The organism is Erwinia sp. MYb375 (genome assembly GCF_037479175.1).
Taxonomy (GTDB): domain Bacteria; phylum Pseudomonadota; class Gammaproteobacteria; order Enterobacterales; family Enterobacteriaceae; genus Erwinia; species Erwinia rhapontici.
The window spans coordinates 283,630-292,906 of the sequence record NZ_JBBGZS010000023.1; the positions used below are offsets into that span (position 1 = coordinate 283,630).

General features: G+C 54.6%; 5 protein-coding genes. 2 read left to right on the forward strand and 3 right to left on the reverse strand.

The features are described from left to right. Positions 1-2: 2 nt before the first annotated feature. The gene (locus WH279_RS14320; protein WP_339457453.1) at positions 3-668 is read left to right on the forward strand and encodes a phage tail protein; all 666 of its coding nucleotides are present in this window, start codon (positions 3-5) and stop codon (positions 666-668) included. Between the two features lie 68 nt (positions 669-736). Here WH279_RS14320 and WH279_RS14325 read toward each other — a convergent pair whose 3' ends face one another. The 3 genes from WH279_RS14325 to WH279_RS14335 form a co-directional block, all read right to left on the reverse strand. Next, on the reverse strand, positions 737-2,314 hold the full coding sequence (locus tag WH279_RS14325; RefSeq protein ID WP_339457455.1) for a methyl-accepting chemotaxis protein: 1,578 nt from the start codon (positions 2,312-2,314) through the stop codon (positions 737-739). A 213-nt stretch (positions 2,315-2,527) separates the two neighbouring features. Further along, positions 2,528-4,174 carry a class I fumarate hydratase FumA gene (fumA, locus tag WH279_RS14330; protein WP_339457457.1) on the reverse strand — a complete coding sequence of 549 codons (1,647 nt, stop codon included), beginning with the start codon at positions 4,172-4,174 and terminating at the stop codon, positions 2,528-2,530. Positions 4,175-4,354: 180 nt separating this feature from the next. Continuing rightward, positions 4,355-5,866, reverse strand: coding sequence for a DASS family sodium-coupled anion symporter (locus WH279_RS14335; RefSeq protein ID WP_133843393.1), 1,512 nt, complete (start codon positions 5,864-5,866; stop codon positions 4,355-4,357). A 592-nt stretch (positions 5,867-6,458) separates the two neighbouring features. Between WH279_RS14335 and WH279_RS14340 the strand changes: the two genes are divergently transcribed. Next, complete coding sequence (locus WH279_RS14340) at positions 6,459-9,236, forward strand: flavocytochrome c (protein WP_339457459.1); 2,778 nt, start codon at positions 6,459-6,461, stop codon at positions 9,234-9,236. Positions 9,237-9,277 lie beyond the last annotated feature (41 nt).

Genomic DNA, 9,277 nt, shown 5'->3' on the forward strand with positions numbered 1-9,277 from the left:
CGATGAAATTCTCAATGAAACTGGCGTTATCTCTCACAACATGCGGTCTGGCGCTGATGTCGGTCTCTCAATCGGCAAAGGCGACCTGTAGTGCAGAACCTTATACCGGGTCGATCTGTTATACCGCGGCAACCTATTGCCCTCAGGATTATCTGGATGCTGATGGACGTGACATGCAGATCAATAGCTATCAGGCATTGTATTCCCTGATAGGCGTTCAGTATGGCGGTAGCGGCAGCACCTTTAAACTGCCCGATCTGCGGGCAAGGCTGGCAATCGGCCAGGGGCCAAACTTACCTCAGGGGACACAACGAGGAGCAGATAGCGTGCAATTAACGGTGAATCAGATGCCGACCCATAACCATGCAGCGGTCCAGACCACGCCGCCAGTGACCACGGTGGTGGTTAATGCCAGCGGCAATGTTGGCACTTCAGCGACACCGACGGCCACTGAGAACCAGCTGTCAGCGTTGACCGGTCCTGCGGCGAAAGCGTATGTCGCGCCGGGTGGCACTCAGGTTGCGCTGAGCGGGACCAGTGCCACCACCACCGGTGGGGTAATTGGGGTGTCTAACAGCGGTTCGGGTCAGCCATTCAGCATTATCCCGACAGAGACCACGCTGCGGGCCTGCATCGCGGTTAACGGCTTGTACCCACCAAGACCCTAAATCATGACAGATCGGGATGACGCGATATGCGCCATCCCGCTATCACTGCGTTTCAGTTACCTCCGTTGTTACTCTTCCCGCAGTTTAAACACCCTTACCATCTCTAACAGCTGCTCTGCCTGCTGCTGCATTGCCTGTGCGGCAGCGGCTGACGCCTGAGACAATGTGGCGTTCTGCTGGGTGGCGGCATCCATATGCACCACGGCGACATTCACCTGATCGATCCCGCTGCTCTGCTCGCCGCTGGCCAGAGAAATGGTTTCTACCAGTTGGCTGACGCGCTGCACGCTGCTGACGATCTCTTCCATCGCGCTGCCCGCTACTTTCACCAGCGAGTTACCCTCATTGATGCGGGTGACAGAGCTGTCGATCAGTGTGCCGATCTCCTTCGCCGCGGTGGCTGAACGCTGAGCCAGTGCGCGCACTTCGGCCGCGACCACAGCGAAACCGCGTCCTTCGCTGCCTGCACGCGCCGCTTCAACGGCGGCATTCAATGCCAGGATATTGGTCTGGAAGGCGATGCCGTCAATCACGCTGATAATATTGCTGATTTGTGTGGAGAACTGGTGGATGTCGCTCATGGTGCGGACCACCTGTTTCACGACGTCGCCCCCCTGGCTGGCGACGGCACAGGCTTCAATGGAGATATCGCTGGCGATACGTGAGTTCTCGGCATTGTTTTTGACCACCGACGTCAGCTCTTCCATCGAGGCCGCCGTTTGCACAATGGCGCTGGCCTGCGCTTCATTGCGCGTGGACAGTTCGCGGCTGCCGACGGCAATTTCGCTGGAGGCCGACGCAATGGTTTCGGTGCCGGAACGCACCCCGGACACAATACGCGTCAGGTTGCCGTTCATCTCCTGCAGGGCATGCATCAGTTCGGCGGTTTCATCGCGGCCGCTGACGATAATCGGCGTCTGCAAATCACCGGACGCCACCGCTCGTGCAATCGAGACAGCCTGCGCCAGCGGGCGGGTGATGCTGCGGATCAGCCAAAAGGTGATCATAAAGCCAGCCAGTAGCGTCAGACCCATTGCCAGCAGCAGCATCATGCGCGTCTGCTGATAAAGATGCTGGTTACGTGCATTACTCTGCTCGCGGATCAGCACCGCCTGTTGCAGCGTGGCGGCAACCATTTCATCGATCATCCGCGTGGGCTCACGGTCAATTCCGGCGACCAGAACATCGACTTTGTGCGCGCTGTCGCTGTCCTGAATGCTGTACTGTTGCAGGGCTTTTAGATAGTGCTGCTCCAGCTCGGCGTGCAGCGTGCGGGTTTTCAGTACCTCGCTGTTGCTCATGCCAATCTCAGGGAGCAGTGTGCTCAGCTGGCCCAGCAGCACCTGGGTTTTCTGGCTCTGTTTTACAAAGGCATCACGGTACTGATTGAATTTCGCTTCGCCCTGCGTGCCGCGCAGCAGGGTGTTCTTCCACTCCTGCACCTGAATTTTGAACTGCACCTGCGCATTGCGTGCGGTATCAATGCTCTCTGCGATGGTCTGCTCTGTAGCCATAATATGCTGATTCTGCGTTAACCCGTCGGCGTTAACCGTCAGACCGCGTATACCGATAAACAGGGTGGCCAGCAGCAAAATGGCCGCCAGCATGCCGAGGCGTTGCCCGATAGAGAGATGATTAAGTTTCATAGCGTCAGGATTTCCCGGTGAATAAAAAATGCAAAAAAGCTCACAGTCGCCAGAGATATCGACCTGGCGGGCAGCGACTTTAATCGGGAGAAGGGGGGATAACAGAGGATGTGAAGGCTAACTGACTCATCTGTAGAGAGAAGTCTGGTTTATGACGTTTTCGTGACAATTGCATTCCCCTCCTGAAGCGGAGGGGAATGCCGCCTCAGGCGGTTACTTCACGCATTTATCGCACTGATTCTGTTGGATCTGAGCGAAGAAGTCGTTGCCCTTATCATCGACCAGAATAAAGGCCGGGAAGTTTTCGACTTCGATTTTCCAGATGGCTTCCATACCCAGCTCAGGGTACTCAATGCACTCCAGACTTTTGATACTTTGCTGTGCCAGCACCGCCGCCGGGCCACCGATGCTGCCGAGGTAGAAACCGCCGTGTTTATGGCAGGCATCCGTCACCTGTTTGCTGCGGTTGCCTTTCGCCAGCATGATCATACTGCCGCCGTTGGCCTGAAGCAGGTCAACGTAGGAGTCCATGCGGCCTGCGGTGGTCGGGCCGAGGGAACCGGACGCATAACCTTCCGGGGTTTTCGCCGGCCCTGCGTAGTAGATCGGGTGATCCTTGATGTACTGTTGCAGATCTTCGCCATTATCAAGGCGCTCTTTCAGCTTGGCATGAGCAATATCACGGCCCACGATAATGGTGCCGCTCAGAGAGAGGCGTGTTGAAACCGGATACTCAGAAAGATGGGCCAGAATCTCTTTCATCGGACGGTTCAGGTCAACATGCACTACATCGCCTTCGCCCTGCTGGCGCAGTTCGACAGGGATATACTGGCCTGGGTTATCTTCCAGTTTTTCAATCCAGATGCCTTCGCGGTTGATCTTCGCTTTGATGTTACGGTCAGCGGAGCAGGAAACCGCCATCGCCAGCGGGCAGGATGCGCCATGGCGCGGCAGACGGATGACGCGGATATCATGTGCGAAGTATTTACCGCCGAACTGTGCGCCCAGGCCCAGCTCTTGTGCGGCCAGCAGCAGTTCCTGCTCGAGTTGCACATCACGGAAGGCCTGGCCGTGTTCATTAACTTCGGTTGGCAGCTCGTCGTAGTAGTGTGTTGAAGCCAGTTTGACGGTTTTCAGCGTGCTGTCGGCGGACGTACCACCGACCACAAAGGCGATATGGTACGGCGGGCAGGCGGCCGTGCCGAGGCTGCGCATTTTCTCAGTCAGGTACTCTTTCAGCTTACCCGGGGTGAGCAGTGCTTTGGTTTCCTGGTACAGGTAGGTTTTGTTGGCTGAACCGCCGCCTTTCGCCATACACAGGAATTTATACTCATCACCGTCAACGCTATAGAGGTCGATTTGCGCAGGCAGGTTGGTGCCGGTGTTGACCTCTTTGTACATATCCAGCGCGGCATTCTGCGAGTAACGCAGGTTGTCTTCTGTGTAGGTGTTGTACACCCCCAACGCCAGGGCGGCTTCGTCACCGCCGCCCGTCCAGACGCGCTGGCCTTTTTTACCCATGATGATCGCGGTGCCGGTGTCCTGACAGGTTGGCAGGATCCCTTTGGCGGCGATTTCGGAGTTTCTCAAAAACTGCAAGGCAACGTACTTATCGTTCTCACTGGCTTCCGGGTCGGCCAGAATGGCGGCCACCTGGCGCTGGTGGGCCGGGCGTAGCATAAATGAGGCATCATGAAACGCCTGTTGCGCCAGTAACGTCAGAGCCTGAGGCTCTACTTTCAGGATTTCCTGCCCGTCGAATTCGGCCACGGAAACGTGATCGCGGGTTAACAGGTAGTATTCGGTATCCTCTTTTGCAAGAGGGAACGGGGTCTGATAATGGAAAGGTTTTTTCGACATTGTGCTCTCACTTAATGATGTGCTGCCCTCCTTCTCGGATGCGGAGGCTCGGCAACATTAATGGCGATATCTGTTTTATTGTTTTCCTGCCGACCCTGAGTCAGGTCGGCAGGTCAGGAATGGTATAACATTGTTGCAACAACTGCATGTCTGAGTGCGTGATTAACCGTTAAGCGCGCATCAGAACATCATCACCATCCACGGGTAGCCAATCAGCATCAGGGCGCAGAGGAAGAAGGCCCCGAAGATGGTACCCAGACGCCAGTAGTCTTTGGTTGGCAGGTAACCACTGCCGTAGTAAATCGGGCTTGGACCTGTACCGTAAGGGGTGATGATGCCCATCAGGCCCAGTGAGGTACACATCATCAGGCAGAACACCGGCATATTGATGCCCGGAATCGAGGCGGCAATGGTCAGCATGGCCGGTAACAGCGCGGTGGTATGCGCAGTGGTACTGGCGAACAGGTAGTGCAGCAGGAAGAAGGCGATCATCAGCACCACGGCGGAGACTTGCGGGTCGTAGCCTTGCAGCAGCGTCCCACCTTCTTTACCCAACCAGGCGATAAAGCCAACGCGTGCCAGGCCATCTGCCAGCGCCACCAGGGTGGCAAACCAGGCGAAAGTGTTCCAGGCCGGTTTGTTACTGGTAATGTCATTCCAGTTGAGTACGCCAGTCCACAGCATCAGCACGACGACCAGCAGGGCAGCCATGGCCGGTTCAATCCAGGCCGTGGCGAAGATCCACATCAGCAGGGCGGAGACCACAAACACCAGCAGCAGGATTTCGTTACGGGTCAGTTTGCCCAGTTTTTCCAGCTCACTGATGGCCCAGCGCGGCACTTCATCGTTGAACTTCACTTCCGGCGGATAAAGCCAGTAAGCCAGCAGCGGCATGGTCAACAGCAGTAACAGACCTAACGGCAGGAAGGCCAGGAACCACATCCCCCAGGAGATATCAAAGCCCACCACACTTTTCACCAGCGCCAGGGCCAGCAGGTTAGGGGCCAGCGCCGACAGGAACATCGAACTGGTGATACAGGCGGCGGTAATCGCCACCCACATCAGGTACGAACCAATCTTACGGGCACTGGGGTCGTTAGGTTTTGAACCATACAGCGGCGGCAGGTTGGCAATAATCGGGTAGATTGTGCCCCCGCTGCGTGCGGTATTGGACGGCGTGAACGGGGCCAGCAGCAGGTCAGCGAAGGTTATGGCATAACCGAGGGTCAGACTGCGACGCCCCAGATATTTCACCAGAATCAGCGCCAGGCGGCGGCCGAACTGTGTTTTGTCATAACCCGCGGCGAACATAAAGGCGCCAAAGATCAGCCACACGGTAGAGTTACCGAATCCGCTGACGGCCCATTTAAATGCCTGAGCGGCCGTTTTGAATTTCGGGTCGGCCAGTTCTGCCGGGCTGAACAGCACCCACTGACTGAACAGCGCGATGACCACCACGCCGGTAAGGCCGATCACCGCGCCAGGCAGGGGTTCAAAAATCAGCCCAACAATCACCCCCACAAAGATAGCGAAGAAGTACCATGCATGAGGTTCCAGCCCCTGAGGTACCGGCACCAGTAGCAGTAACACCGCAACCAGTACAGGCAGGAACAACATAAGCAGGCGTTTTTTTTGCCCCGCAGCGGCAGGAGGTGCCTTTGCGGTTTCACTGACCATAGATGTCTGTTTCATAGTTTTAGTCTGCAAGTTAATAAGAATTCGTTAAGTGTCCCGGTAGGTTATAACTGATTTTTTTACTTTCTTTTCTATTTATTTAGTTTTTCTACCGTGAATCTTGAAGTCGTTTTCGTCTTTTCCCAATGAAAAAGCATCTATTTATTGGGTTGATATAAATATAATGCGACATCCTTAAATATAGACTTTGATCTGGATCAATAAAAATTGCAGCACCCTTTTATTTTTAACAACTGGCTATCATTTATTAAGCGTTGTTTTCATTTAAGAGGCTTAATCTTCATCTTAGTGTACATTTTATTTCCAGTAAAGTCAGATTTGTTTTAGTAAGAATATGATTTTATTGATTATAATTTTTCTGTAAACGATAGGTTGATTTTTTGTGTTCATTAGTTAACAATTAATAAAACTATTTGTAGCATTTCGGGTAAATAAAAAGTATTCGTTTATTTAAAAGTTAAATAATTAAAGTTATCGATTATATAGCTAAAGAAATTGTTATATTAGCATCATGACGTCGGGCTATTAATATAAATAATAAACAGCTGCCCGCTAAAGAATTCAAAACTTTTAATTTGGAGTACACCTAATGAATACGCTAACCCCTATTCTGAACCCGTTGACCCTGCCAAACGGGGCGGTTCTGAAGAACCGCCTGCTGATGGCGCCGATGACCACCTGTACCGGTTTCTACGACGGCACCGTCACCAGTGAACTGGTTGAGTATTACCGCGATCGTGCCGGCAGCATAGGTACGGTGATTGTTGAGTGCTGCTTCATCGACCCGAAAGGCCCGGCCTTCCCGGGGGCCATTGCTATCGACAGCGATAACAAGATTTCGGGTCTGGCGAAAATTGCCAGCGCTATCAAGACCAAAGGGTCTAAAGCTATTCTGCAAATCTATCACGGCGGCCGTATGGTTGAGCCGGAACTGATTGGCGGACGCACGCCGGTCGCGCCAAGTGCCATAGCTGCACCGCGTGATGGAGCGACCACCCCGCAGGCGCTGACCGCCGAAGAAGTTGATGTGATGATCACCAAATTTGGTGATGCGGTTAACCGCGCGATTAAAGCCGGATTTGACGGCGTGGAAATCCACGGTGCCAACACTTACCTGATCCAGCAGTTCTACTCACCGAACTCCAACCAGCGTGATGACAAATGGGGCGGTAGCCGCGACAACCGTGCGCGCTTCCCTCTGGAGGTGCTTGAAATAACGCATAAAATGGTAGAGCGCTTTGCGGATACATCCTTCATCATTGGTTACCGCTTCTCACCGGAAGAAATTGAAGTCCCGGGCATTCGCTTTGATGACACGCTGTATCTGCTGGAAAAACTGGCTGCACGCGGTCTGGACTACGTGCACTTCTCTGTGGGGCAGCTGTTGCGCTCCTCGATTGTTGATCGCGAAGATCCGACGCCACTGATCACCAAATACCTGGCTGCACGTTCAGAAACGCTGGCAAAAGTGCCGGTGATTGGCGTGGGCGGCGTGATCAACAAAGCGGACGCTGAACAGGCGCTGGAATACGGTTTTGACCTGGTCGCGGTAGGTAAAGCCTGTATTGCTTACCCGGACTGGGCCGATCGCATTATTAAAAACGATCATCTTGAACTGTTTATCGACAGCACCCAGCGTGAAGCGCTGAACATTCCTGAACCGCTGTGGCGCTTCTCACTGGTTGACGCCATGATCCGTGACGTCAGCACCGGTGGCCGTAAATATAAAGCAGGGGTGTACCAGGAGAAAGTGGAAGCCGAAGCGCTGAAACTGAAAATCAGTGTCACCCTGGATACCGACCGTATTACCGATATTTCACTGGTGCCGGATGACACCCTTGACGTGGACTTCACCACCACCTTTGAGAGCCTGCGTACCCGTATGCTGGTGGCGAACAGTCCGCACGTGGATGCTGTGACGGGTGCCACCACACAGAGTGAGGCGCTGAAAAAAGCCGTCTCCCGTGCCATGGCCACCTCAAGCAAAGAGCATGTCATTGAAGAGGGGGGCAACCCGCAAGCCCCGCAGAACTACGATGTCGTCGTGGTCGGCAGCGGCGGTGGCGGCCTGGCGGCGGCCATTCAGGCCAGCGATGCGGGCGCGCATGTGGTAATCATCGAGAAAATGCCAACCATTGGCGGGAACACCATTAAAGCCTCGGTTGGGATGAACGCCGCGGAAACCCGCTTCCAGAAGCTGAAAGGCATCGAGGACAACAAAGAACTGTTCTATGAAGAAACGCTCAAAGGCGGCAAGTTTAAGAACAACCCGGAACTGCTGCGCGAGTTTGTTAACCTGGCACCCGAAGCCATTGAGTGGCTGGCGACTAACGGTATTGAGCTGAACGATATCACCATCACCGGCGGCATGAGCATTGACCGTACGCACCGTCCGGCTGACCGTTCTGCGGTCGGTGGCTTCCTGATTAGCGGCCTGGTGAAAAACATTAACCAGCGCAATATCGAAGTGCTGCTGGAAACCTCTGTGGCGGAAATTCTGCTGGAAAATGGCGCGGTCAGCGGCGTGAAAGTGGTCGACGAATATAACGACACCCGCATCCTGAATGCCAAAAGTGTCATTGTGGCGACCGGTGGCTTCAGCGCCAACCGTGAGATGGTGGTGAAATATCGTCCTGAGCTGGATGGCTTTGTCACCACTAACCACAAAGGGGCCACCGGTAGCGGCATCGCCATGCTGCAAAATATTGGTGCGGATACCGTCGATATGGGCGAAATCCAGATTCACCCGACCGTGGAACAAACCACGTCTTATCTGATTTCGGAAGCGATTCGCGGCGGCGGTGCCATTCTGGTCAGCCAGGCCGGCCTGCGCTTCTACAACGAAATGGAAACCCGTGACAAAGTCTCCGCCGAGATTATTGCGCTGCCAGAGAAGAGTGCGTGGATTATCTTTGATGACCAGGTGCGTGCGAATAACAAAGCCGCCGATGAGTACATCGCCAAAGGCTTCGTGATCAGTGCACCCACGCCGCACGAGCTGGCCGTAAAAATCAATATGGACCAGGAAACCCTGCAAACCACGCTGGGTCGCTACAATCAGTTTGTTGAACAGCAGAAGGATGAAGACTTCGGCCGTACCACCGCATTGCGTCATCCGCTCAACAAGGGGCCGTACTACGCTATCCGTATCGCTCCGGGCGTGCATCATACGATGGGCGGCGTGACCATTAATACCGACACCGCGGTGCTGGATGCGCAGAAACAGGTGATTAACGGCGCCTGGGCTGCGGGCGAAGTGGTCGGCGGCATTCACGGCGCTAACCGCATCGGTGGTAATGCCGTCGCCGATATCATCATCTTCGGGATTCTGGCAGGGCGTAACGCGGCGGCGTACGCGAAACGTTAAACCCCCGGGCCGGGGGGGGCCCGGCCCCCCCCCCAAAAAAA

Excerpts from the sequence above, each read along its gene's own strand:
- WH279_RS14320 (WP_339457453.1), top strand. The coding sequence starts at position 3 with ATGAAATTCTCAATGAAACTGGCGTTATCTCTCACAACATGCGGTCTG.
- WH279_RS14325 (WP_339457455.1), bottom strand. The coding sequence starts at position 2,314 with ATGAAACTTAATCATCTCTCTATCGGGCAACGCCTCGGCATGCTGGCG.
- fumA (WP_339457457.1), bottom strand. The coding sequence starts at position 4,174 with ATGTCGAAAAAACCTTTCCATTATCAGACCCCGTTCCCTCTTGCAAAA.
- WH279_RS14335 (WP_133843393.1), bottom strand. The coding sequence starts at position 5,866 with ATGAAACAGACATCTATGGTCAGTGAAACCGCAAAGGCACCTCCTGCC.
- WH279_RS14340 (WP_339457459.1), top strand. The coding sequence starts at position 6,459 with ATGAATACGCTAACCCCTATTCTGAACCCGTTGACCCTGCCAAACGGG.